This is a genomic window from Intestinimonas sp., assembly GCF_026169115.1.
In the GTDB taxonomy this organism is placed as follows: Bacteria; Bacillota; Clostridia; order Oscillospirales; family Oscillospiraceae; genus Intestinimonas.
This window is the reverse complement of the sequence record NZ_JAPFEA010000128.1, coordinates 1-26,071: the sequence shown is the minus strand read 5'-3', so window position 1 is coordinate 26,071 and position 26,071 is coordinate 1. Positions and strand designations below refer to the sequence as shown.

General features: G+C 56.4%; 16 protein-coding genes and 1 riboswitch. All 16 genes read left to right on the top strand.

The annotated features are described in order from the left end of the window. Positions 1 to 24 precede the first annotated feature (24 nt). The 16 genes from Q0Y09_RS11010 to Q0Y09_RS10935 all read left to right on the top strand — a co-directional run bounded on the left by Q0Y09_RS11010 (position 25) and on the right by Q0Y09_RS10935 (position 25,873). Positions 25 to 300 carry a hypothetical protein gene (locus Q0Y09_RS11010; protein WP_297721446.1) on the top strand — a complete coding sequence of 92 codons (276 nt, stop codon included), beginning with the start codon at positions 25 to 27 and terminating at the stop codon, positions 298 to 300. Between the two features lie 58 nt (positions 301 to 358). Next, complete coding sequence (locus Q0Y09_RS11005; protein ID WP_297721443.1) at positions 359 to 1,303, top strand: ABC transporter permease; 945 nt, start codon at positions 359 to 361, stop codon at positions 1,301 to 1,303. A 2-nt stretch (positions 1,304 to 1,305) separates the two neighbouring features. Further along, positions 1,306 to 2,130 (top strand): ABC transporter permease, encoded by an 825-nt coding sequence (locus Q0Y09_RS11000; RefSeq protein WP_007491035.1) that lies wholly within the window; start codon positions 1,306 to 1,308, stop codon positions 2,128 to 2,130. 13 nt (positions 2,131 to 2,143) lie between these two features. Continuing rightward, positions 2,144 to 3,076 (top strand): ABC transporter ATP-binding protein, encoded by a 933-nt coding sequence (locus tag Q0Y09_RS10995; RefSeq protein ID WP_297721437.1) that lies wholly within the window; start codon positions 2,144 to 2,146, stop codon positions 3,074 to 3,076. Further along, a complete protein-coding gene (locus Q0Y09_RS10990; protein ID WP_367184383.1) occupies positions 3,039 to 3,839 on the top strand; it encodes an ABC transporter ATP-binding protein in 801 nt (266 codons plus the stop codon). Before Q0Y09_RS10995 ends, Q0Y09_RS10990 begins: the two co-directional genes overlap by 38 nt. 23 nt (positions 3,840 to 3,862) lie before the next feature. Then, positions 3,863 to 4,795: a LysR family transcriptional regulator gene (locus Q0Y09_RS10985; RefSeq protein WP_297721435.1), complete on the top strand. Its 933-nt coding sequence runs from the start codon at positions 3,863 to 3,865 to the stop codon at positions 4,793 to 4,795. Positions 4,796 to 5,135: 340 nt separating this feature from the next. Then, positions 5,136 to 5,409, top strand: a riboswitch (cobalamin riboswitch). A gap of 200 nt (positions 5,410 to 5,609) precedes the next feature. After that, on the top strand, positions 5,610 to 5,993 hold the full coding sequence (locus Q0Y09_RS10980) for a hypothetical protein (protein ID WP_297721432.1): 384 nt from the start codon (positions 5,610 to 5,612) through the stop codon (positions 5,991 to 5,993). A gap of 462 nt (positions 5,994 to 6,455) precedes the next feature. Continuing rightward, the gene (locus tag Q0Y09_RS10975) at positions 6,456 to 8,012 is read left to right on the top strand and encodes a hypothetical protein (RefSeq protein WP_297721429.1); all 1,557 of its coding nucleotides are present in this window, start codon (positions 6,456 to 6,458) and stop codon (positions 8,010 to 8,012) included. A gap of 616 nt (positions 8,013 to 8,628) precedes the next feature. Next, positions 8,629 to 17,679: an S-layer homology domain-containing protein gene (locus Q0Y09_RS10970; RefSeq protein WP_297721426.1), complete on the top strand. Its 9,051-nt coding sequence runs from the start codon at positions 8,629 to 8,631 to the stop codon at positions 17,677 to 17,679. Positions 17,680 to 17,861: 182 nt separating this feature from the next. Further along, a complete protein-coding gene (locus Q0Y09_RS10965) occupies positions 17,862 to 18,320 on the top strand; it encodes a hypothetical protein (protein ID WP_297721423.1) in 459 nt (152 codons plus the stop codon). Positions 18,321 to 18,332: 12 nt separating this feature from the next. Next, positions 18,333 to 20,000, top strand: coding sequence for an S-layer homology domain-containing protein (locus Q0Y09_RS10960; RefSeq protein ID WP_297721420.1), 1,668 nt, complete (start codon positions 18,333 to 18,335; stop codon positions 19,998 to 20,000). A 21-nt stretch (positions 20,001 to 20,021) separates the two neighbouring features. Further along, on the top strand, positions 20,022 to 20,333 hold the full coding sequence (locus Q0Y09_RS10955; protein ID WP_297721417.1) for a hypothetical protein: 312 nt from the start codon (positions 20,022 to 20,024) through the stop codon (positions 20,331 to 20,333). Further along, entirely contained in the window at positions 20,330 to 21,262 is a 933-nt protein-coding gene (locus Q0Y09_RS10950) for a DUF4430 domain-containing protein (protein ID WP_297721414.1), read from the top strand. The genes Q0Y09_RS10955 and Q0Y09_RS10950 overlap by 4 nt, the downstream gene beginning before the upstream one ends. A gap of 99 nt (positions 21,263 to 21,361) precedes the next feature. Beyond that, entirely contained in the window at positions 21,362 to 22,243 is an 882-nt protein-coding gene (locus Q0Y09_RS10945; RefSeq protein WP_297721411.1) for an energy-coupling factor transporter transmembrane component T, read from the top strand. Further along, positions 22,228 to 23,214, top strand: coding sequence for a TIM barrel protein (locus tag Q0Y09_RS10940; RefSeq protein ID WP_297721408.1), 987 nt, complete (start codon positions 22,228 to 22,230; stop codon positions 23,212 to 23,214). Before Q0Y09_RS10945 ends, Q0Y09_RS10940 begins: the two co-directional genes overlap by 16 nt. Continuing rightward, the gene (locus tag Q0Y09_RS10935) at positions 23,207 to 25,873 is read left to right on the top strand and encodes an ATP-binding cassette domain-containing protein (RefSeq protein WP_297721405.1); all 2,667 of its coding nucleotides are present in this window, start codon (positions 23,207 to 23,209) and stop codon (positions 25,871 to 25,873) included. The genes Q0Y09_RS10940 and Q0Y09_RS10935 overlap by 8 nt, the downstream gene beginning before the upstream one ends. Positions 25,874 to 26,071: the final 198 nt, after the last annotated feature.

Here is a 26,071-nt window from a genome sequence, read left to right as displayed (position 1 = left end):
GCCTACCACTTCCTGAATATCTATATGAGTAGTGAAGGCTCTTATAATAAATCCCAACATCTGGCCTACAGTAACCCCCACGTGGACGAGTTGCTGGCCGAGATGAAGACCACCCTGGACGACGACCGTTTCCATGAGTTGGCTGTGGAGCTCCAGGAAATTGCCAACACTGAGTTGCCTGTCATTCCTCTGTTCTACGACACCAGCAACCTCATCTACAATCAGGGGCAGATCACCGGCTACGAGGATTTCAGTGACCATTTGGATCTGAGCCATCTTTCCTGGGTGAACGCGCAGTAACCGCCACACCGCGCCAAAGCTGTGCTTTGGCGCGGTGTTTTTCAAGGGAGGTATTTCATTGAATCAGACCCTGCGCTATACCGCAAAAAAAGTATTGTGGACAATTCCCATCCTGGTCGGAATCACCTTTCTGGCCTTCGGTCTGGGGTTGATTGCACGGGGAGATCCCGCTACCAACCGGGCCAGTGCTGATCCCAACTATATCCCTACTGAGGAGGAAATCCAGGAACTTCGAGCGGAAATGGGGTTAGATGATCCCATTTTGGCGCAATACGGGCGCTGGATCTGGAACGTGGCCCACGGCGATTTAGGGGAATCCTATATTGACGACAAGCCGGTGCTCGGTGAGATCCTCCGGCTGCTGCCCAACACCCTCCTGCTGAGCGGAATGGCGTTGCTGGTCATTGCTGTGGTGGGCCTTGCTGGCGGCCTGCTGCTAACACTGTTCCGGGACAAATTCATTGATCTGCTCGGGCGGGTTCTGCTGGTGCTTCTGATGTCTATTCCTGGTTTCTGCCTAGCCTATTTTATGATCTGGCTGTTCGCCCAGAAGCTGCGCATCTTGCCCACCAGCGGCGCAGAGACACTGTCCTGCTTCCTCATGCCCTGTCTGGCTATTTCCATCGGCTCGGCCTGTGTGGTAATCAGGTTGCTTCGCTCTTCCATTCTGGGGGAGCTGGGCAAGAATTACATTCTGACCGCCCAGGCCAAGGGCCTGCGGAGAGGCCAGCTCATTTCCCGTCATGCACTGCGAAATTCTCTGGTTCCCTCCATTACTTATATCGCCAATACCTTCGGTGGTCTTCTGGGAGGCTCCATGATCACGGAGAGCGTATTTTCTGTCCCAGGAATCGGAAGCTACGCCCTCACCGCCATCAATAACCGGGACTATATCGCCATACAGGGCTATGTACTTTTTACCGGTGTCGTTTTTGTTCTGGTTTGCCTGTTGGCCGACCTGATCTGCGCCTGGCTGAACCCGCAGATTCGATTGGGGGGCTAAGCATGCGTGGTAAAAAAGTCTTGTTCATCCTTTCACTAACTGTGCTTGTTCTTTTCCTGCTGGTAGGGGTCTTTGCTGATTTTCTGGCACCCTGCGACCCCAACGCGGTGGATATGGCCAACGGCCTTGCCGCCCCCTCCCCTGAACACTGGCTGGGTACCGACCATATCGGCCGTGATCTGCTGAGCCGGCTTATCTACGGCAGCCGCTCTTCTGTGTTCATCGCTTTCTTCGCCACCGGATGCACTCTGTTGCTGGGCATGACTATCGGCCTGGTGTCCGGTTATCTGGGGGGATGGCTGGATCAACTGATTCAGGCTGTGGTCAATATCTTCCAAGGAATCCCCAGCACCGCTTTTGTGGTCGCCATCCTGGGACTGCTGGGCCCCGGTATGCGCAGTCTGCTGATCGCCATTGTGGTCAGCTCCTGGGCTGGATTCTCCCGTATTGTGCGCAATCAAGTTCTGGAGATCCGCGAGCTGCACTATATCGAGGGCGCACGGGCCATGGGCGGCGGGAGCTTCTATATCATGCGGCGCCATATCCTGCCCAATATCTTGCTCCCTCTGCTGGTTCTAATCGCCACACGGATCGGCTCTACGGTGCTCACCGTGGCCGCCATGAGTTACCTGGGCCTGGGCCTGCGGGCACCCGCAGCGGACTGGGGGATCATGATTAACGACGCCAAGCTCTACTATGTAAAGGATTTTCTCGTCCTACTGGCCCCTGCGGCCTGCCTGACGCTGTTCTGCCTGAGCATCAACTTGATTGCCGACTATCTCCGGGACTGCCTTGACCACGATGACGGCGCGGCCCGCATGCTGTAAAGGGAGGACGCACATGGAACTGTATACAAAGGATCTCTGTGTCCGTTTTGCTACCCGTTCGGGTGATATTCTCGCTGTCAACCATGTCTCTCTCGCATTTTTGGAGCGACAGGTCACTGGTATCATCGGAGAGACGGGCAGCGGCAAGTCTGTGCTGGGCTTGTCTATTCTCGGGCTGCTTCAGTCCAACGCCTCTGTCACCGGACAGATCTTTTTGGGAGAGCGGGAGCTCACTGCCATGTCGGAACGAGAGCTGTGCACAGTCCGCGGCAGAGAGATTGCTCTGGTGGCTCAGAACCCGGCCACCTCACTGAATCCCAGCGTACGGGTGGGACGCCAGATTGAGGAGGTTTTCCGCCTGGCTGGAAAGAGTAACCAGGACTGCCGGAGACTCACGCTGGAGCTTCTCAGGCAGATGGCCTTTTCCGACCCGGAGCAGGTTGCAGGCGCCTACCCCTTTGAGCTCTCCGGTGGCATGCGCCAGCGTGTACTGACAGCCATCGCTGTGGCTGCACGTCCGCAATGGCTGATCGCAGATGAGCCCACCAAGGGACTGGATGCGGTGGTACGCAATCAGGTTTATGACACCTTCTGTATGGTACGGGACCAGTACCGCGTCGGCTTCATCGTCATTACCCACGACCTCCTGCTGGCCCGCAAATTCTGCGAGCGTATCGTCGTCATGTATTGCGGCCGTGTCCTGGAGACCAACGCGGCACGGGAATTGTTTGAGCACCCCAGGCACCCCTATACTCAGGGGCTTATTGCCTCGCTGCCCCACTTGGGTATGAAGCCTATGGCGGGCTTTTCTCCCGCCTTTACCGACCAGCCCTCCGGCTGCGTATTCCATCCCCGGTGCCCTTACGCGGAGGATCGCTGCCGGCATACAGAGCCGAAATCCATCCCCTGTGGAGAAGGGAGTGTGTGTTGCCATCGCTACGCTTGAAGTTCAGCACCTCTCAAAAAGTTTTCACTCCAACCGCCTTCGCAGACGCACCTACAAGGCAGTGGATGATGTTTCCCTCTCCATCGGGCCCGGACAAACTTATGGGCTGATGGGGGAGTCCGGTTGTGGCAAATCCACTTTGGGCCGGATGATTACCCGACTTCTCCCGGCCTCCTCTGGGACAGTCCTTTATGACGGAACGGATCTCTTAGACATTCCTCAGCGAAAAATGCTCCCCTACCGCCGGCGCATTCAGATGCTTTTTCAGCACCCGGACACTTCGCTAAATCCGCGGATGTCAGTGCTGGACAGCCTGCGGGAGCCCTTTCTGCTCCACGATCTGCCCGGCAAGGAGGATATGGATGAAATAATTCGCGCCCATATCGAGCCTTATGGAATTCAGCCAGAGCTTCTGGAGCGCCGGGCCTCCCAGGTCAGTGGCGGCCAGATTCAGCGCATTGTGCTGGCCCGTATTATGCTGCTCCAGCCTGAGTTTATTGTGCTGGATGAGCCCACTTCTATGCTGGATGTGTCGGTACAGGCCCAGATTATGGATCTGCTGCACCAGGTTCAGCTCCGAACCGGAGTATCTTATCTTCTCATCTCCCACGACCTCGATCTACTGCGCCACGCGAGCAACCAGATTGGCATCATGTACCGGGGAAGGCTGCTGGAACAAGGGGAGACAGAGACCATACTGAATGCCCCTACCCACCCATATACCCGGGAACTGATTGAGAATTTTTCCTATATGAGGGATTAAACACCCATTGGGAGGTTATCTCTGTGACGCTCCAAAATCTAAAATATGTGGTTGCAGTAGCGGAGTTCGGTTCCTTTTCTGCTGCCGCCAAGGCCCTATACATCTCCCAGTCCACCTTGTCCTCTGCAATCAAGGAGTTGGAGACTGAGCTTGGAGTCCAACTTTTTTTGCGGAATAACCGTGGTATTCAGTCTACCCCTGACGGGGAGGACTTCCTGCGCTATGCCCGCGAGATTGTGGAGCAGAGCCGCGCCCTGGAACGGCGTTACCGCCACCGGAGATACGCGCCTACACGGTTCGCAGTTTCGACTCAGCGGCTTCCCTTTGCCGTTCGGGCCTTCCAGAGATTTGTGAAGGAACTCCCTTGGGACAGCTATGATATCGCCATCCGGGAGTGCCCAACCTATACCATCATTAGCGACGTGGCTGCTGGAAAAAGTGACGTTGGGGTGGTGGCCCTGCACGACCAGTACATTCCAGCACTGAAAAAGACCTTTGAGATGAACAATGTGACCTTCACCGAGTTGGAGCGCCTGCCTACATATGCCTTCCTGCGCAGAAGCCACCCTCTTGCGAAGCGAGACAAGGTCAGCATGGCCGAACTGCTTCAATACCCCTTCGTAACCTATGACCAGGAGGCGGATCGCTCTGAATACACCGAAGAGGTTGTGTTCCATCAGATTGCGGAAAAGACCATCCACGTCTCTGACCGGTGCAGCAAGGTGGCGCTGGTCCGGTTTACCGACGCGTTCAGCATTGGGCCAGATCTGACCAACAGCAACGCCGATGCCTTCCACAGCGGGATGGGTGAGATTGTTGCCATGCCGGTGGAAGAGCTCTCCGACTCACTCCATGTCGGATATCTGCTGCAAAAGAATGTGGCGGTCTCAGCCGCCATAGCAGTGTTTCTGGACTATCTGCGGGATGATATTATAGTGTTAAAGAAGGCCCTTTAGTAACGTTAGATTCGTTTTACCGAAGTGTCCGGCACGATCCATGGAAGACTGTATAAAAAATGCGCCGTCCGGCAGGTTGTGTGCCTTTTATTATACTGCACCACTCGGCGAAAAGGCCATTATCGGGATAAGCGAAATCGTGTTTGGAAGATTTTCCTGTCACCCCTTGCATTTTTTAATAAAAGTTGTATAATGAACTCAAAAGAAAGCCCTTTGTAAAGTGCAAGTTTTACAATAGATAGCTCTTTGATAGGAATGGTTCCTGAGTCCTGCATTGGAAGAGCAGCATGCACTTTCCTGTAAAATTTAATATGAATCCGGCTTTTGTGGCAAATGCGCGACCCGAATCCTCTGGTTCGGACACGCATCCTTGTTCTTGCTGAACAAGGGAATCAGGTGAAATTCCTGGACATGTTTTGCAGCAGGACCCGCGGCGAAAGCGGCGGCAACGTGCAATTCAATAGCTGTGATTGTGGAGCATATCTGTTTTCTGCGAAAGCAGGTCACTGGCGGTCGTAATGGCTTAGCTGGGAAGGCGATGGATATGCGCTGACGGGTGGAACGCCCGTCTGAACACATCAGTCAGAAGACCTACTGAGAGCTTACCCCCGATGGTTCGGGGTTGCTCTGACAAAAAACGCCAGATGAAGGACGGCGCTTTTGCGCGCCCTTCACCCCCCTATATTGGGAGCAAAAGCGGACGTATTTTTGAAATACGTCCGCTCTTTTTCGCCTACCCTGGGGCAAAGACGGACGTATTGTATGCGCCCGTCTTTTTTGTTTGATTGGGACGCCGTGACTGGAGGAATGGGCTGTGAGCGGTAAAGCGACCGGCTGCCACAAGATCATAGCCGGACGGACCAAAGAGGCGCTGCGCGCGATGGATGCGCAGTTCGCCAGAGACCACGCCGGCGACAGCGATGAGCGGCTTCTGGATTATGTCCGCCGGGAGGCAGAGCGATTTGGCTCTACCCCCAATGCCGGAGACATGATCGGCGGGGCGTTCATTTCGAAACGCTTTGGCGGCTGGAGGAACGTAGTCGCGGCGGCAGGGCTTCCTGCACCCAAACGGCAAAAGCCCATCGGCAGTCGGCGGATCTTCCTGGATGAGTATAAGCGTCAGGCAGAGCGGCTTGACCGGGAGCTCAGCAGCCGGACGGAAACCGGAACGAATCCGGGTAACGAGAAGATATCGTAAGGAAAAGGGGATATCCCCTTTTTCCGTCATAGGGTCTCCTATGACGATCTCTATTCCATACACACAACGGGCCTTCGCCCGTCTCATATGGCCGAAGCGCGGCCGACAACTGAATACCCCATCACCGAGAGCGATATTCCGAGAGCGGAGTAGGCCAGGACGCCGGCAAAGCCGGACGAGCCACCAACGGCGGAGAGACGTGGAGCAATGCGGGGCGGCAACTGCACAGGAACAGGATCGGTGTTTGGGCGGAGGTGGTCCGGAAATAGACGGCCACCGGTGCGGCGGCCTCTGCGCTTCCTGCCGGGAGCGCGGCGGCGGCCGCATAGGGCGGCCGAACTGCTCAGATTTGAGCCATTGAGAGAATCTCTTTTAGCAGATGAGATGAGGAGAGGAGGAAGAATCTGTATCCGAAGAAAAGCGGAACGAACACCAACGGAACATTTTAAGGAGGGTATAAGTGTGAAAACCAGGAAATTGACAGCAATGCTGCTGACACTGGCCATGGTGATGAGTCTTTGCAGCATAGGCGCTGCGGCTGTCGGCTATGAGCCGGTGAGCATCGCCGAAGGCGAGCCTGTAACGATTCAGTGGACCGGTAACAACGGAACCGTAGTCAGTGTGGACGGCTCCGGCTATATTCCTGCCGAATTTATTCTCTGGGTGGAAAACAGCGACACCATTATGGTGGATGGCGTATCCCAGAAGTTCAGTTATACCAGCGCCGATGGGGCGAACTTTGCCTTTGAGGTCGCAACCAAGGCGGCGGAGATGACAATTACTGCGGTGTCCGGTGGAGTGACCTATACCATCACCTGCCCGCCGAAGTCCGCTGCGCCGGAGAGCAATCCCACCCCCACTGCCCTCAATGGCTATCTGCCCATCGGTCAGTATGCGAGTGGAAAACAGTGGGGCAGCCCCTACTCCGACGGCACCGCCTCCACCGGCAGCACCCCCAAGGTGGTGGGCGGTTACTCTGGTACCGGCGTCTCCCTGGGCGCAGCCGGCGGCTATGTGGAGTATGAAATGAATGTGGCAAACCGGGACGACACGCTGTACGGCGCGGACTTCATTGTCTACGGCAACGCCTTTGTGAACAACCCCGAGGCGGCCTCCGTGAAGGTCTACGGCACCCCCGAGGGCGGAACCGCCGGCTGGTATGAGCTGGCTGGCTCTCTCTACTACGCCGACGAGACTCTGCGCAATGTGGACGTGACCTACAAGAAGGTCACTGCCGCCGGTGGGGAATTCAACACCCCCGGCATCTGGTATACGGTCACGCGGGGTTCTGCTATCATCTGCCCCTGGACCAAGTTCAACAGCAACGATGCCGTGGCCTGGTGGCCTGAAACTGCGGAGGGCTATGATCGGACCTGGGGCAATGTGGAGGATGTGATCTGGGATCAGGTCAACGATGAGATCACCTACCAGAACATCACCCTGGTGCGGGACACCGACACCACCCCGGACTATGCCTTCGGCTACGCCGACATCACCCCCAACGGCAGTGCCTATGGCACGCCGGCCAATCCCTATGTGTACGGCACCACCGGCGGCAACGCCTTTGATATCTCCTGGGCTGTGGATGCCAATGGTATGCCGGTCCACCTGACCTCCATCTCCAAGGTGCGGGTCTACACCTCTGCTGCGCTGGACATCAAGTCGCCCAATAACCCCATCTTCACTGTCCCCGCCATCTTCGGCGAGACCTCCGCCGAGGTCTGCGGCATCTATGCGGTGACAGGGAGCAGTACTGGAAGCTATGCCTCGGAACTGACACTTTCCATTGGCGAAGAAGCATTTAGCTTGGAAGATTTTGAAAGCATGGGCGGCAGAGTATGGTTGCTTGAATACGGTCTCGAGGAGGGAGTGAACCTTTCGGTTTCTGCAGCAAGCGGTGCGACAGTTCTTATCAACGGGGAAGCTGTTACTACTTATACAGTCACAGATGAGATGGTGCCTGTCCAAATTATAGTACAGGTTGGAGACACTGCCCCCATCATTGCTGTAGTTAAATAAACCTTGAGATAAAAGCTGGAGCGCGGGTAGCCATGGAGACTCGCGCTCCAGCGCTTTTTTTACTATGAATAATTTAATTTTGAGACGAATATTGAATAATTTAATTTTGAGACGAATATTAAGCGTTATCCTCCTTTTTGCACTTACTGCCGCACAACTTCCGCTTGCATACGCCGTAGATGAAGGATTGACCATCAGCCTCAATGCTGATGGCTTGGAAGAGGGGGCCTATGATGCCCTTATCGACGATGAAATCTCTTTTTCCTATAGAGACAAAAGCTATACCATAGGCCAGACGTATCGTATCTCTGTAACATTTGGAACAGAGATATCTTTTCTGAATGCCACTGGGGAATCAATGATGGCGATCAGACATTTTTATCTGGATGGATCAGTTAAAAAGGCCGGATGGCCTAGGAATAAGACGAAGACCCTGGATGATTTAAGCGGCGCAGTAGCTACAGAGGAGATGTTGAAGCAGGCGGGCTTCGCTGAAGGATCCTTTGAAAGCGGGTGCAAATCCTATTATTTTTTCGCTTTTCATTACAATGAAATACAGTATGGTGTGTTGCTTCAAGTAAAGGCTGATAGCGAAGGAATTACAGAGGAAGATAAGGTGCCTTTACAACAGCTTGTCGCATCAGTAACTGGAGATAATGAGGCAAACTGGCATCAGACAAACGACCGCTATAATGGGAATGATGCGGACACCATTACAGATCAAAAAAGTGGGTTTTGGGCAGAACTTACAGCACAAAATGGTCCACTTGCACAGGCACAGGCTGCATTAGACAATCCCGGCAGCATACAGGAACTGTCAGATGCAGCTAGTGCCCTCCAGGCTGCGATCAATAAGCTGATCCCCACCACCCAGGTCAACGCCACCAGGCTCTACGAGGCGGTACAGGCCTACCGGAATCTGAAAAAATCGGACTACACCGCCGCATCCTGGGCGGAAGGGGAGCTCCTGTACGGCAAAATGGTGACCCTTCTGGACTCGCTGTATGATGGCTCCGGAAATCCCACCGCTGACAATACCAGTGACAAGCAGTCCGAGGCAGACGCTCTGGTGGATCAGATCTACAACGGCCACATCTCAGATAAGTACAACTGGAAGTACATGGTGCTGGTCAACCAACTGAACTATAATGAATACAAAGCCACCTATGATGCGCGCAGGCAGGAGGCCGAAAACCTGCTGACCCAGTATGACCCACAGCGGCTGACGGAAACCGACTACACGCAGGATACCTGGAGCGCTTACACAGCGGCCTATGACCTTCTGAAGAAGGACATGGAACACAGATTTGCCGGCGGGACCCTGGCGGATTACAAGATGCTGAGTCTCTTTGAGAAACATCTGGACGGCCTGATCGCTGCCCGGCTCAATCTGGCCAGCAGCGGGGGTGTGACGTGTTCCTTCACCTATGTGAACAACATGCTCTCCCGCTACCCGAACTTCCGGCAGGGAGGGACGGCGCTCTATGAGAATCCGTCCATGACCCTGGAGGCCGGGAGCACCACCGTGTCCAAAGCCCTGGAACAGGCCAGGATCACTTACAACAGGGGAAGCGACGGCAGTCTGCCCGCCGGGCTGAACAACCCAAGTGACATGGATCCCCTGCTGGCCGTCTATCTCAACGGCGAGTGGGTCGGTTCCGCCTATGTGGACGACTTGGCAACGTCGGATATCCAGATCCCCAACAACGCCGAAGTGCTGGTGATGCGCTACGCTTTGCCCGCTGAGAAGACGGAGGCGTCCACCGGCGAGACCACCTCGCAGTGGACCACCGATACAGCGGGCAGCACCGCTGTCTATTCGGACAGTTTTGCCAAGATCGGCATAAAGTTGGGCCAGACTGCCGAAGTCAAGGTAGGCGACAAGGTGACTGTCACCGGAAGCGTCACCAGCGCAGCCTACGGCAAGCAGAACGCGGACCTGGGCGGCGCCGGACTGACCCTCTTCGTCAGCGAACCCGGGGAGACGGAAGCCCTCTCCGCACCCATCAAGGAAACTACGGCGGTCACTGGGGCGGACGGCTCTCTGGAGTATGTCTTTACCAGACCCGGGTGGTACACCGTGGCCCTCTTCGACCTGACAGAGGACGTCATCACCGCCACAGACATTTTCTGGGAGACCACCACTGGTACCTACTACTCTCTGCGGACTGGCGGCTATACCCGGATCCACGTGGCGGCGGCGGAGGATGATGCGGCCCTGCTGGCCCAGTACAAGACCGAAAAGGCGGCGGAGGCGGAGGCCTTCTTCCAGCAGTACCACGACTACGACTTCGCGGCCGGGTACTATGCGGAAACCTTCGCACCTCTGTATGAGACCCTGAAGGCCAATCTGGTGCGGGCGACCACGTTCCCGGCCCTGATGGACCAGTACGAGGTGGACTACGCGGCCCTGCGGAATGCGGCGTCCGCCGCCCTGAACCACTCCGCACTCCTTAAAGAACTGCGGGCGGATCTGGCCCTGATCCCCAGTGACCTGTCCGCTATGGACGAGACCTATCAGGTGCTTGTCACAAAGATCCAGACGACCTATACTGCCCTGAACGACCATCAGAAAAACCTGCTGACTGCACATGAGCGGGAACGGTTGGCTGGCATCGCTCAACTTGATGCGGCACAGCTGCGCAAACTGGCCAATGTGACGGTTACCTTCCAAAAGCCCGGTGAAACGGAGTATCCCTTCGCCACGATGGATGGGACCATGAGTGGTACCGGCGGCGCGGCTCTGTACAGCTGGCCGAATCTGAACTGGATCTCCCATCGGCAGCCCAACGGCATCATCCCCGATCCGGACTGGAAGGACCCTCGAAAATATGCAGAGAGTTTGCCAGCCAAGTCGGGGGACTATGTATACGTTCGCTTCTTCCTGAATCAGACGGAGGAGCAGTACCGTCTCACCTGGTCGGCCGATGACGAAAAGACATGGAACCTGTTTGAGCCGGCCACCTATGGTGGGGTAAACGGCTACTGCCTGGCCACCTGGCAGGTGCCGGAAGATGCCCCCGAAGGCGCCAATTATCGCATTCGCCTGAAGATGCTCTCCCGGACAGAGTATGAGAATTTTGTCCTGAACGGCGATACCGAGGGGTTGGCGGAAAATAAGGCGGCTGCCATTGCCGCCCTGGAATCCGCAATGCGTGATTACCGAAAGGACGGAAGTCTCGGCGTAGAGCAACTTACTGCCATACAGAATGCAATGGAAGGCGGCAAGGCAGCCATTGAAGCCGCCAGGAGCAACACCGAGGTGGCGGATGCCAGAAAGGCGGCCCTCAGCGCCATGGCCATAGCTGCCGGCGGAGCAACAGATGTGGGCAATGAGGGCTATGATTCCGGCAAAACAGTGGGACGGGTCCATGTGACGATGGAGAACACCACCTATGCCGGCGGAGCATTTTACGGTCCCAACTCCATAGCCGACGGCTGGTATACCCTGGGTGAAAACGACTCCATGATGACCGTGGTGCTCAAGGTCCTGGCAAGTAAGGGCTATACGTGGACTGGCACCGGCGGAACGACAGCCAATGGCTATGACATTACCTATCTGGCCAGCGTGTCTAAGGATGGCGAGACCCTGGCGGAAAAGCAGGGAGGTACAGCCGCCGGCTGGATGGGAACGCTTAACGATTGGTTTACCAACCTGGGCTTCCATGCCTTCACCTATAAAAACGGCAAACTGGAGGACGGCGACGAGATCCACATCATGTTCTCCCTGAACGCCGGTGAGGACTTGGGCGGCACCTGGAACAACAACGATACCAGGCTCAAGGTGCTGGATATCTCCCATGGTACGCTGGCTCCGCGTTTCTCCGGCGACGTCACCGACTACCTGCTGGTCATCCCCGATGGATATACTGCGATCCAGGTGAAACCGACGGCGGTCAATAAAAACTTCCAGACCCGCATTTTCCTAAATAGTTACGACAAGGACAATGCCCGCTATAAGAGCGGCGAAACCCTGACGGTACGTTCCGGCGACGTGCTCTATGTGGGCGTCGGCGAAAAGGGCTGGCCCACCATGAACACCGGCAACAGGGGGACCAGGTATACCATCCGGGTGAAGACCCTGGCAGATGCGATTGCCTCCCTGCCTCAGGACAGCGAGGTGACCCAGAGCAATTACAAGGTGCATGGCCAGACAGCGGAGATGCTGCAGGCATTGGTCACCACCGGGAACTATGCCGGAGATACGACAAAACTAAAGAACCTGCGGGCCCGGGTCTCCTTCTTTGAGGAGATCGATACCGTCAAGAACTTGATTGGCGCTCTGCCCAGTCTGGCGGATATCCAGGCATCCCCGACTACGTATAAGGATGCTGTGGACCGCGCCAATACGGCCTATACCAGACTGTCTCAGGCCCAGCAGGCCTATCTGGTCAGTGCCGATGTGAAGAAGCTGGCCGATGCGGTGAAGGCTGTGGGTGCTGGACAAGGCAGCACGGATCTGGAGGCGGTACATGCCTTCAATGATAAAGTAGATGCCATTGGAAATTCGGTCACAGCGGCCAGCAAAGAAACGATCCGGGAAGCCAGGACAGCGTATGACAACCTGACAGAGAAACAGAAGGCCCTGGTAGCGGAGCGGTATAAGATCCTTTGCAATGCCGAGGCCGCACTTGCTGTGGTGCAAAAAATTGATAGCATCGGCGAGGTCACTTTGGACAAGGCGGATGAGATTGCCGCCGCACGGGCAGCCTATGATGCCTATACCGGCGAGTTCAGCACCCAGAATATGGTCTCCAATCTGGACGTGTTGGAAGCCGCCGAGGACGCACTAAAGATCCTTCAGGGCGGCGGACAGGACACCTCTGGCTACAAAACGGCCCTGACGGATGTTCTGGCCCGGCTGAAGCAGGATGTCCCCAATCCAATCGTTGGATCCACCAACGGCGAGTGGGCGGTATTGGCCCAGGCCCGAGCCGATGCTCTGTCCCAAAATATCCAGGCGGCGTATCTGGCCAACCTGGAGGACTATGTGGCGGATTGTGACGGCAAACTGGATACCTCCAAAAATGGGACCCTGCACACAGAGTATGCCCGGGTTGTGGTGGCACTTACCTCTTTGGGTGTGGATGCCACCCGGTTTAAGGCGAGCAACCAAAAGACCTATGATCTTGTGAAGCCCCTGCTGGATCCTTCTAAGGGTAATTATGCCTATCAGGTCTCCGAGCAGGGCAACAACGGCACCATCTGGGCTCTCATTGCTCTGGATTCCAACAACTACTATCAGGACAAGGAGGGCAACAAGGCACGGGCTGCCTGGATCGATCTGCTGATCGACAAACAGCAGCCTGACGGCAACTGGCCCATCTACAACCCGGATCAGGTGGACACCGGGAGCGGCAGCGACTTGGGCGGTGTGGACGTCTGCGCCATGGCGGTGCAGGCCCTGGCCCCCTACTACCGCAATGAGGGCAAATTCACAAGCCTGGGAGCAACGCACAGCTATAGGGAACTGACGGAGTCGGTCAATCGGGCGATAAACTTCATGTCCGGCTATCAGAACCGCACAGGTGGGTATGGCAATTCGGAGGCCAGCGCACAAGTCATCGTGGCTTTGGCCGCCCTGGGCAGGGATGCCGGCAGCGACAAGGACTTTACCAAGAGTGGCATCAGTGTACTGGCAGACCTGCTGCGCTACAAAACATCGAACGGCGGATTCAGCCACGATGTAGGCCAGATCAACAACCAGATGTCCACCGAACAGGCAGCCTATGCCCTGGTGGCCTATGACCGCTATAAGAACAATAAGAATTCCCTCTATAACATGAGCGACGCATTCACCAGCAAGCCCGTCAGCACACACACGATCACCGCCACGGCGGGGACCGGTGGGCACATCGACCCCTCCGGCACGATCACGGTGCAGCATGGAGCGGAGCAGTCCTTTACCATTACACCGGAGAATGGCTATCAGATCAAGGATATCCTGGTGGATGGCATCTCTGAGTGGGCAGGCGGTGCATTCACAGCACCTGGCATGAAACAGCCTCAAAACCAGTTGCCTGCCGCCCCTGATAAGGATGAGACGCAGGAGACCTGTGCCGATGGGATTCATGTGGGTGAGAACATTGTGTTCGGCCGGAGAGCGGCTACCTGTACAGACTCCGGGTATAGCGGAGATGTGATCTGTGGAGCCTGCGGCGAGGTACTGGAGCAGGGTGCGGAAATCGGACTCGCAGCACATCCGTACGGAAGCGTGTGGCAATCGGATGAAACCGGCCATTGGCAGGTCTGCCAGGTTTGTGGCGCACATGGCAGCGTGGAGTCTCACCTGTTCGAACAGGCAGAGAAGCCTGCGGAGCAACCCAGAGAAGAGACCGAGCCTGAAGAAACCAGCCCCGGTGAGGAAATCGTCGATGGTGCTTTTGGTACAGACGAGTTGCCGGAAGCGGACGAATCTGTCCCTCCGGAACCCACTGAAACAATGGATACCGCTGGCCAGCCGAGTGAGAACGGCAGTGATGCAGGTGCGGAACTGGTCAGCCTGGTAGGGGTCAGCCCTGAATTCCTCCTGGGTGTGGGTGCTGCCCCGGCTCAAGCGGCTATCCCTGAGACCCACACAGAGGAGCAAGTCTGTCAGGTGTGCGGCTATCATCCAACAGCAGAAAGCACACCGGTGTGCAGCCACCATGGGGGCAGGGCTACCTGCACCGCCCTTGCAGTCTGTGAAGACTGCGGTCAGCACTACGGCGATTATGCGGAGCATTCCTTTACTGAGATGGCTTATAGCAGCGGGATGCACTGGAACGTATGCGCTGCCTGCGGTCTGGAGGATACCTCCTCCCTGGCGTCCCATAATTGGGTGTTGGATCAGGACACCTCCACAGAAGCAGCCGGTACGTATATTTGTGCGGACTGTGGAGCGGAGAGAGCATTAGCCGCCCCAGTTACCAATGCCATGGTCACCAGCGCAGACAGCAGAGCCTACCCCTATACCTTTAGCAATGTCATTGCGGATCACACCATTGCCGTCACCTTTGAGAAGCTCTCCCCGGTAATCAGGCAGGAGGTGACGACAAGCGGCAATACCCAGACCGCTATTATCGATCAAAAGGCCGTGACAGAAGCCGTAACTGCTGCAACAGCATCTGGAGCGGATGCGATCACCATCAGCCCAACCTCAATCAACGAGCAGATCTCCTCGGTCAGCGTAGAATTGCCGGCAGGTGCGGCCCAAACCATTGCAGAGGCCCAAACCGGTGTCGTGATCCAGACCACCAGAGGCACCGCTGCCCTGCCTGCAGCAGTCCTGAGTTCTATTGCATCTGCGGCAGGCAACGGTGAGAAACTGACCATCCATGTGGAGGAAAAGGATAGCCGCGATCTGGCGGCGCTCGTCCCCAATGGAACGAATCTCTCCGGAAGCGTTGCGATTGAGGTCACCGTCAAGGCGGGCGACAGAGAGCTTACCTCCTTCAACGGACATGCGCTTACCGTCACAATTCCAGTGAACGACAGTTTTATTCCAGGAAAGACTTACGATGTACTCGTCATCAGCGGTGACGGAAGTCATGAGAGGCTCAACGGGACCTGTGTCCGATCCGACGGTGGTCGGTCAGTCCGGGTCAGAGTAAATCATCTGAGCACCTTTGTTGTCCTGAAAGGCGGAGCGCAGACCTATACCATCACGGCGACTTCCGGTGCTGAAGGCAAAATCAGTCCGGACGGCTCCATCACAGTCAAAGCCGGTGCGAGCCAAACCTTTGCCATCACCCCGGACGCTGGCTACGTGGTGGCAGATGTCCGTGTGGACGGCAGGTCTGTGGGTGCTGTGGAGCGATATACCTTCCGTGATGTAAATGAAAACCACAGCATCCGAGCAACATTCGAGCGCAGCGCAGACATCCCATACTTTGGCTCTGTGGTGGGGGAGGTGTATATCAGCGTCGAGAACAACACCTACCAGAGCGGCGACTTTACCGGAACGCTGGTATCCGGTTGGTATGACTTGTGCGAACGGGATACCATGATGACCAGTGTGCTCAAAGCCCTGGCTCTGGACGGCTACTCCTGGTGGGGGACCGGCGCCAGCGACACCGGTGGCTACGACATCACCTATCTTGCCGGCATTTACGTGGACAAGAACGGAAACGGACGGCGGGACAGCAGCGAGCCCAGCCTGGCTGAGTTTGACGGCTCCCGTGGCGCGGGCTGGATGGGGACCCTCAACGATTGGTTCGTCAATGAAGGATTCCAATCCTTCCGTGTCGGCGGACGTGGTGACTATGAACTGGCTTCCGGCGATTACCTGAACATCGTATTCACCCAGAACCTGGGGGAGGATGTGGGCAGTATCTGGGGCAATTCGGACACCAGCCTGGACGACCTTGACATCAGTGGTGGGACGCTCATCCCACATTTTGACGGCGACACCCTGGAATACACATTGAGCATTACCGGGAGCAGCGCACGCGTCACCGTTACGCCGTCTGCCGTCAACAAGAACTATCAGGTCAGGACCTTCCTGAACCACTACAACCGAGACTCAGCCCGCTACAAACGTACGGAGAGCATCACAGTCAAGCCGGGCGATGTCATTTACATCGGTGTTGGCGATCCGTCCTGGCCCTCTATGAACAAGCAGAGTTCCGACGCCATCCGCTATGAGGGCACCAAGTACACCATTACAGTGACAAACGGCAGCAGTGTAGAGGAAGTCATCAAGATGCTCAAGGCGCTGCCGGAGATCACCTACAAAAACTACAAGAGCCAGGCCGCGAAGGTGGAGGCGGCGCGGTCGGCATACGAAGCCCTGACCGCCAAGGCGAAGAAAGAAATTGATCGGAGTCTGCTGAATCGGTTGGAGGCTGCGGAGGAAACAGTCAAGTTCTATGAGGAGATCGATGCAGTCAAGGATCTGCTGAACAAACTTCCCGCAGTCAATGAAAATCAGACCCCATCCAACCGGCTGATCCGTCAAGTCAAGGATGCCGCAGCTGCTTACCTGAAGCTGGATGAAGCACAACGGGAGTACATTACAGGAAAGGATACCAGCAATTATGAAGCGCTTCGGCAGTGGCTTGTGAAGAAAGGAGCGGTCAAGAAAAACGAGTTGCCGATCATCGCAGGCAGTTTAATCATGCCGGAGGAGTTGGTACAGCTTCCCTTTACGGATGTGAGCGAGGCTGACTGGTTCTACGATGCAGTGGTATATGCCTACACCAACGAACTCTTCAACGGGACCAGCGCCACAACCTTCAGCCCCAATGTGCCTATGAATCGCGCGATGCTGGTCACAGTGCTCTGGCGTGTGGAAGGATCTCCCGTAACGACCGGGACTTCGATCTTCAAAGACGTAGTGGCCGGAACCTGGTACAGTGATGCGGTCCGGTGGGCCAACAGCATGGGTATCGTCACTGGTGTCAGTCATACAACATTCGATCCAGACGGGCTCGTGACCCGTGAGCAGCTTGCCACCATCCTGTACCGTTATGCCAAGATCAAGGGATGGGATATTAGCGGCGCATCTGCGCTGACTGCATTCAAAGACGGCAGCCAGACTTCGGAGTGGGCTGGACGCGCGATGGAATGGGCCTGTGCAGACGGGCTGATCCTTGGTACGAACGACGGAAAGCTGAACCCGAAGGGACAGGCAACCCGTGCCCAGGTAGCAACAGTCCTGATGCGGCTTTTAGAGAGCCGCAGTTAAAACCAGTCATTCAAAGTTTTGACAGATGTAAGAGCGTGAAATTCGCCGCAGGCTTACCCCTCCCGTGACAGCCGGGAAAAGTCACATGGACGTATCGGATGGGTGCGGACAGCGTAGACCGGGTCCATCCATAGGGTGGACCCGGTCTTTACCTGTTAAGAGAAGGAGGCCCGATCAGAAAAGTGAGAGCTGAAGAAGTTCACAGGCTGAAATGCGCACTGGAAGCGGATGCGAGAACGGCCGCTGGGAGTCCGGAGAGCAACGCTTGGCTGGAGCCGGAGCAGTGGAAACGCTATATGGGGAAAAGGATCCATATGGCCCTGTATTCCTCTTTTTCGGATGAGGAACTGCTCGCCATACTCAAGGCGACGGCGGAACAGCTGGGGCGGAACCCCAACAAAAAGGATGTATTCTGCGTCTATCGCGTTTTTCTGATTCGTCGATTTGGAAATTGGCCTCGGGCACTGGTTGCTGCCGGACTCAAACGTCCGCGCGAGCAGCGCAGAGAAGAAAACCGGCAGAAGAACGAGAACTCACTGCGGCAGCAAGAAATCAAAAGAGAAAAGGCGCCGAGAAGGAAGCGACCAGCCAGCGGACAGACGAGGTCAACAGAGGAAACACAAAATATGATGAGGCTGTGAAGGAGGTACAGAATGAAAAAACGTTTGAAGCAGCGTACGGCGGTATTATTGACGCTGATTCTGTCCATTGGAATGTCTTTGCAGGTTCAGGCCGCAGCAGCGGACAGAACCCTGCCAGCGGTGATCCAAGACACGGCAGAATACGTCTATACCACGGTGCGCGATCCGCAGGTAGGCTCCATTGGCGGTGAGTGGGCTGTACTTGGTCTGGCGCGGAGCGGCTACGATGTGCCGGAAACCTACTATCAAAATTACTGTGCCACGGTGGAGAAGTATGTGAAGGCTTGCGGAGGCGAACTTCACGACAAAAAATATACCGAATACAGCCGCGTCATTGTGGCACTGAGCTCCATTGGAAAAGATGCTCGGGATGTTGCGGGCTATGATTTAACAACGGCACTCGGCGACTACGACAAGACCATCTGGCAGGGGCTCAATGGTCCGATCTGGGCCCTGATCGCACTGGACAGTGCAAGTTACCCTATGCCGCAGAATCCAACGGCTAAAACCCAGGCCACCCGGCAGATGTACATAGACCGCATCCTGGAGTGCCAGCTCCCGGACGGCGGCTGGAGTTTGTTTGGTGGGACAGAGGCAGCCACCTCCGGGGACGGTGTATCCGATCCGGATATTACCGGAATGGCCTTGCAGGCATTGGCCAAATATCAGGACCAGCCGGCTGTGGCAAAAGCCACGCAGGAGGCGCTGACCTGTATGTCCAAAAAGCAGGATGAGACGGGAGGATTTTCCTCCTGGGGTACCGCCAATTCTGAGAGCGTCGTGCAGATGATTGTAGCACTGTGTGAATTGAATATCTCCCTGAATGATCCCCGGTTTGTCAAGGGAGGAAATACGATGCTGGATAACCTGATGACCTTCTACCTGCCTGGAAAGGGGTTCCTGCACACGGTGAATGGCAGTGGCAGCAATCAGATGGCGACTGAGCAGGCATTCTATGGCATAGTAGCGGCTCAGCGGGCAGCAGAAGGGCGCAGCAGTCTCTACCGTATGTCCGATGCACTCTCCATTTCAGATGCCGTGACGACAGAAACGCCCGCGGGGCAAGGGCTGGCGGGGAAGGACCCCTCTGTGACCACCCGGCCCATCGTTTCCCCTGGAAAGACATTTCCGGACATTGCCTTCTGCAATCAGATTACCGCGATCGAGTCTTTGGCTGCGCGGGATATTATCAATGGAAGAGCTGGTGGGAATTTTGATCCGGAGGGCAGCATGACCCGAGCGGAGTTTGCCGCCATTGTCGTGCGGGCGCTGGGTCTCACGCCAGGAGCAAACAATAACTTTTCCGATGTTGCCACAGATGCATGGTACGCACCTTATGTGGGGACTGCACATTCCTATGGAATAATTAACGGAATTGGAGACGGACGCTTCAATCCCGGGGGTACGATCACCCGCCAGGAGGCGGCGGTGATGGTGTCCCGTGCTGCGAAACTATGTGGGCTGAACCCAGAACTGGATAACGCGGCAACCAGAAATATGCTGGCACAGTTCCCTGATTATATGAGCACTGGTGAGTGGGCTCGAGTCCCTCTGGCATTTTGTTACAAGGAGAGCATCCTGGATCAATCCGAGTTGAATATCAGACCCCTGGAAGCGGTGACCCGGGCTGAAGTGGCCCAGATGCTGTTTAACCTTTTGAGCGGTGCCAAACTACTTTAATTGGAAAGGAGAAAGAACAATATGATGAACGCAGCTTGGTTTCAGGATCCGGATCATGTGTCCTACTGCAAGGAGGAGGATGTTCTTCCCCGGCTCGCCCGTGAGTTGGGGGTCAGTGACCTGGCACAGCGTGTAGAGGCGTTCCGAAAGGAACCCTCTGCAGAGGGACAAAACATTAAAGGGCGCAGGCGCACGACCATCAAACTGATGATTCCTAACCTGACATTTTCCGAGCCCATTGACATGGGCGAGAATGTGTGGATCTACATGGGGGATCTCTGCCCCGCCTACTGCTTATATACGCCTTGGGAAACTGAGGAAGAAACAAAATGAAATTGACAAAGGGGAAGGTGATCGCCGTACTGGCCATCGTGGTGGCGCTGGCCGCAGCCTTTTGGTACGGCGGCAACGCACCTGGACTCCAGGGATGGACAGTCGGGCCGCAGGACAGCAGCAGCTCGGCGATGGAAAGCGTGCAGCCAAGCGCAGTCCCGGGCACGACAGGCGAAGAAGTTACCCAACCGGAACCAGGCGAAGCCGCTGACCCTGTGGAAGCGCCTGAGCCCACAGAAACGCCAGCTCCCGAGACACCGACGCCTTCTCCGAACGGAATGGCCGCCCGGCCTGGCGGGCTGGAGGGCGGTATGACGGCAGGGGAGAAAATCGCTGCTGCAGAAACAATTGCAGGCGTCTCCTCCGCTGGGGTGGTAAATGGGGATAAAGAGTACTCGGAAGCCAACGGCATGGTAATCGATCCGGAGACAGGGAAAGACAAGTATCTGACGGACCCGGTACCGGAGGGAAAGCCGCTGCCGGTGGAGCCGCAGGATGTGGAGTTCTCCGATGTGACCCATACCTGTACGCTCTCGGTCCGCTGTGATACGATTTTGGACAACATGGACTGGCTGGACCCGGAAAAGACAGAGCTGGTGCCGGAGGATGGAGTCATATTTCCAGCGACTGCCGTGACCTTCTATGAGGGGGAGAGCGTGTTCAACGTACTTCAGCGGGAGATGCGGAAAGCCGGCGTCCACATGGAGTTTTCAGATACCCCGATGTATAACTCAGCTTATATTGAGGGGATCAACAACCTCTATGAATTTGACTGCGGAGAGTTGTCCGGCTGGATGTACAAAGTCAATGACTGGTTCCCGAACTATGGCTGTTCCCGGTATCAACTCAGGGAAGGCGATGTCATTGAGTGGGTTTATACCTGCAACTTAGGCGTGGATGTAGGCGGCTTTTACTCCACTGGCAGTTGATGAAAGAAAACCTGCGGGGCGCGGCATCTCGCTGCGCCCCGCACTTGGAAGGGATGCCTTATTCAATACAGAGATACATTTTCCGGTTATCATCCCATCGTGAATTTTTTGTATTTTGGACTGGTGATCGCGTTTACCATGTTCCTGATGCACCCAGTCTCTCTGGCCATCTCTCTGGTCTCCGCATTGGTCTATGCAGTATACCTGAATGGGCGTCGGGCTGTGCGTGCGAGTCTGCTTTACCTGCTGCCCATGATGGCAGTGGCTGCCTTGGTCAATCCGGCGTTCAACCACAAAGGGGCCACGATCCTGACCTATCTGCCCTCCGGGAATCCCTTGACTCTGGAGAGCATCCTGTACGGCGCGGCTGCGGCGGCCATGCTGGCCGCCGTCATCACCTGGTTTTCCTGTTATACGGCAGTCATGACCTCGGATAAGTTTGTATATCTCTTTGGCCGCATCATTCCAGCTCTTTCGCTGGTCCTGAGCATGGCTTTGCGCTTTGTGCCGAAATTCAAGGCGCAGTTTCAAACCGTATCAGAGGCACAGCGCTGTATCGGACGGGACGTTTCCAACGGCGGGGTGATCCAGCGGCTTCGCAATGGGATTACCATCCTCTCCATCATGGTGACCTGGAGCCTGGAAAATGCGATTGAAACGGCGGACAGCATGAAAAGCCGGGGCTATGGCCTGCCGGGACGGACGGCCTTTTCCATCTATCGGTTTGACAGCCGGGACCGCGCGGCGCTTGCATGGCTGCTCTACTGCGGATTTTTCCTGTTCTGCGGTGGGATGGCAAAGGGCTTTTACTGGCGCTATTATCCTACGGCGAAGGGCGTGCCTCTGACGCCGCTGACCGTCAGCTTTCAACTTGTATATCTGGCGCTGTGTCTGACGCCAGTCATTCTGAACATGCGTGCGGACTGGGCGTGGCACGTACTGCAAAAGGAAAGGGAGGTGCGGCTGTGTACCAGACCATGAGCCTGCCGCTGTACTCTGGAAGTTTTGAAGAGTACCACAGCTGGGATGATCTGCGGGAAGAACTGGAAACTCTGGGCTGCGACGGCCTGGAGGGTATCTGGAGCGGCGAGGAGTTTCCCGCAGATCTGCCAGAAGAGCTGATCCTGGGCTATCACCTCACCTTTTATCCGGACTGGCTGGATTTCTACCGGGATGACCGTAAGGCTCTGAGACGGAAATTCGGTTCTCTGGATGCTGCGGCCCGCTTTTACGGTGGTCTGGGGCCGGAGACCCTGCTGGCGCAGTATCAGGCGGACCTGCACCGTGCGGCGGCCCTGCATGTGCGCTATGTGGTCTTTCACGTATCTGACATTTCCATTGAGGAAGGGTATACGTATCGCTGGCTGCATACCAACCGGGAGGTCATTGATGCAGCGACAGAAGTGATTAACCACATACTTGGCCCGCAGGCGTGGCCTTTTGAATTCCTTGTGGAGAACCAGTGGTGGCCGGGCTTTACCTTTACGGAGCCGGAAGAGACCGCCCGCCTGCTGGAGAGAATCCATTTTCCGAAAAAGGGGGTCCTTCTGGATACCGGGCACTTGATGAACACCAACAGCGAACTAAAGAGTGAGGCAGAGGGAGCGGAGTATATCAGGCGGATGCTGGAGCGGCACGGCAGCCTGGCTGCCTGGGTGCGCGGCGTTCATCTGCACCAGTCGTTGAGCGGCACTTATGTGAAAGCACACACAGGTGCACTGCCGGACGGCCTGCCGGAGAACTATGCGGCGCGGTTCGGCGTGAGTTATTCGCATATTCTTCAAATCGACCAGCATCAGCCCTGGAGCGACCCCGCTATTTTGCCGGTCCTGGAACAAATCGCCCCGCGCTACCTGACCCATGAGCTGTCCTCACGGGGGCGGACAGAGCGGGCAAACGCCATATCCGCCCAAATGAGACTACTGCGGCAAGGAGGAAAAATGTGTGTCTGAAGAGAAAAAACCTAGCATAGAAATCGCGCATTTTTCTTTCTGCTATCCGGAACAGGAAGAAAAAACGCTGGATGACCTGACGCTTACGGTGGAGCAGGGGGAGTTTCTGGTGCTGTGCGGGCCATCGGGGTGCGGCAAGTCCACGCTTCTGCGGCAGCTCAAAACCGTGCTGGCGCCTCACGGCCGCCGGCTGGGAAGTATCCGCTTTGAGGGCCGCCCGCTGGAAGAAGTGAGCCAGAGGGAGCAGAGTGCCAGAATCGGCTTTGTTCAGCAGAACCCCGAGAATCAGATTGTCACCGATAAGGTGTGGCATGAGCTTGCCTTTGGGTTGGAGAGCTTAGGATATGACACGCCGACGATCCGCCGCCGTGTGGCTGAGATGGCCTCCTTTTTCGGAATTCAAACCTGGTTCTATAAAAATGTTACAGAATTATCCGGCGGACAGAAGCAGCTGCTGAATCTGGCCTCCATTATGGCCATGCAGCCCAGTGTGCTCATTCTGGACGAACCGACCAGCCAGCTTGACCCCATTGCCGCGTCCGATTTTCTGGCCACGCTGGGGAAAATCAACCGGGAGCTTGGGACCACCATCGTGCTGACAGAGCACCGGCTGGAGGACGCCTTCCCCCTGGCCAGCCGTGTGGCCGTCATGGACCGGGGGCGGCTACACTGCACGGGGAGTCCCGCCCAGGTGGGGGTAGCGCTGCGGGATTCCGGGCATGCCATGTTTCTGGCTATGCCCGCCCCTATGCGGATTTGGGCGGCCGCGCCGGAGACAGATGAAGCGTGTCCGGTCACCGTTCGGGAGGGGCGGGACTGGCTGGCTGGGTTCGCGGAGACCCATCCGCTGAGGGACCTGCCTGCTGAGCCGCGGCATGTGTATCCGGCGGGACCGGCCATCACAGCAAAAGATTTGTGGTTCAAGTATGAAAAAGAACTGCCCGATGTGGTGAAGGGACTGAGTCTTACCGTCAGGCGTGGAGAATTCCTTGCCCTGCTGGGCGGAAACGGGACGGGAAAGACCACCAGCCTGAAGCTGCTGGCCGGGCTTCAGAAGCCTTATCGTGGCGAGGTGAAGCTGACCGGGCGGGTAGGTGTGCTCCCGCAGAACCCGCAGTCCCTTTTTGTAAAGAAAACAGTTCGGGAGGACCTTTTTGAGATATTCAAGGGGCAGAAGCTTTCCGGGAAGGCACAGGAGGAGCGGGCGGCTTGGGCGGTGCAGCTATGCCGTCTTGGGGAACTGCTGGACCGGCACCCCTACGACCTGTCCGGCGGCGAGCAGCAGCGGGCGGCTCTGGCAAAGGTGCTCCTGCTGGGGCCGGAAATTTTGCTGCTGGACGAGCCGACAAAGGGGCTGGACGCGGAATTCAAGCAGACCTTTGCTGAGATTTTGCAGACCCTTCTGAGGCAGGGGGTCGCGCTGCTCATGGTCAGTCATGATATTGAGTTCTGCGCCCGGTATGCCCACCGCTGCGCCCTGTTTTTTGACGGCGCTATCGTTACGGAGGCCCCGCCGCGGGCCTTTTTCTCCGGCAACAGCTTTTACACCACGTCGGCCAACCGGATGGCCCGTGGCCTGCTCCCGGCAGCAGTGACTGTGGAAGATGTCATCCTGTCCTGCGGCGGAGTGCTCCCCCCTGCGCCGGAGCTCTCGGATGAAGGGACGCCCCTCCCGGAGCCGGAGGAGGACAGTGCGGACTGCAAACAAAAGCCGTTGCCCTGGTGGCGCAAGGCCGGCGCCATATTGTCGGGCGGGGTATCCCTCATCCTGTTCCTATCTTTCGTGGGCCGTGCGGATTTGACTCAGTTGATTACGGCCAGCGGCCTGACGGACCTGGCGGGCCAGCAGATGCATCTGTATGGACTCTTTCTACTCGCACTGTTCCTGTTTGCCGCGTGTATCACGCGCCGTTCCCATCGGAAGGATTATGTGCTCCAGGTGCCGAAAGCCAAGCGGAAATTGGCGAAGCGGACCATGGCGGCGGCGGTGCTGATTTTACTGCTGATCCCCCTGACCCTGTATGTCGGCGTGTTTTATCTGGACAATAAGAAGTATTACTTTATCTCCTTGATGGTGCTTTTGGAGTGTATGGTTCCCTTTTTCCTGATCTTTGAGGGGAGAAAGCCCCAGGCCAGGGAGCTGGTGGTCGTCGCCGTCCTATGCGCCATTGGCATCGCAGGGCGGGCGGCGTTTTTCATGCTGCCGCAATTCAAGCCGGTGATGGCGGTGACCATCCTGGCCGGAGTTGCCTTTGGGGGTGAGACGGGCTTCCTGGTGGGCGCTATGACCATGCTTGTCTCTAACGTGCTCTTTGGGCAGGGACCGCTGACCCCCTGGCAGATGTTCGCCATGGGGATCATTGGGTTCCTGGCGGGGCTCCTGTTCCGAAAAGGGATCCTCCGCAGGAGCCGGGGCGCTCTGTGTGTATTTGGCGCGCTGTCTGCTGTGCTGGTCTACGGCGGGATCATGAATCCCGCCTCCGCCCTTACCTGGGTCGGAGAGCTCAACGGCAAGATCCTGATGACCTACTATATCTCCGGGCTGCCATTTGATTGTATTCAGGCGGCGGCTACCTGGCTTTTCCTCTGGTTTGGCGCAGAACCGATGCTGGAGAAGCTGGACCGCATCAAGGTCAAGTATGGGCTGGTTGAGGGATAAAACTTGGCAGTGCATGGCTATATCTTCCCAGAAACATAATGGTTTTAACCGAACTGTCATGCGAGGGAAAGAATATGGGCAGAGAAAGGCAAATTGCGAATTGTCAAGTCAAGTGCAACAAGGAGCCAAAGAAGATTTCAAAGGGAGAGCGCCAGTCATGGCATTTGCGGGGTCTGAAATTCATGAGGAAGACGAAGT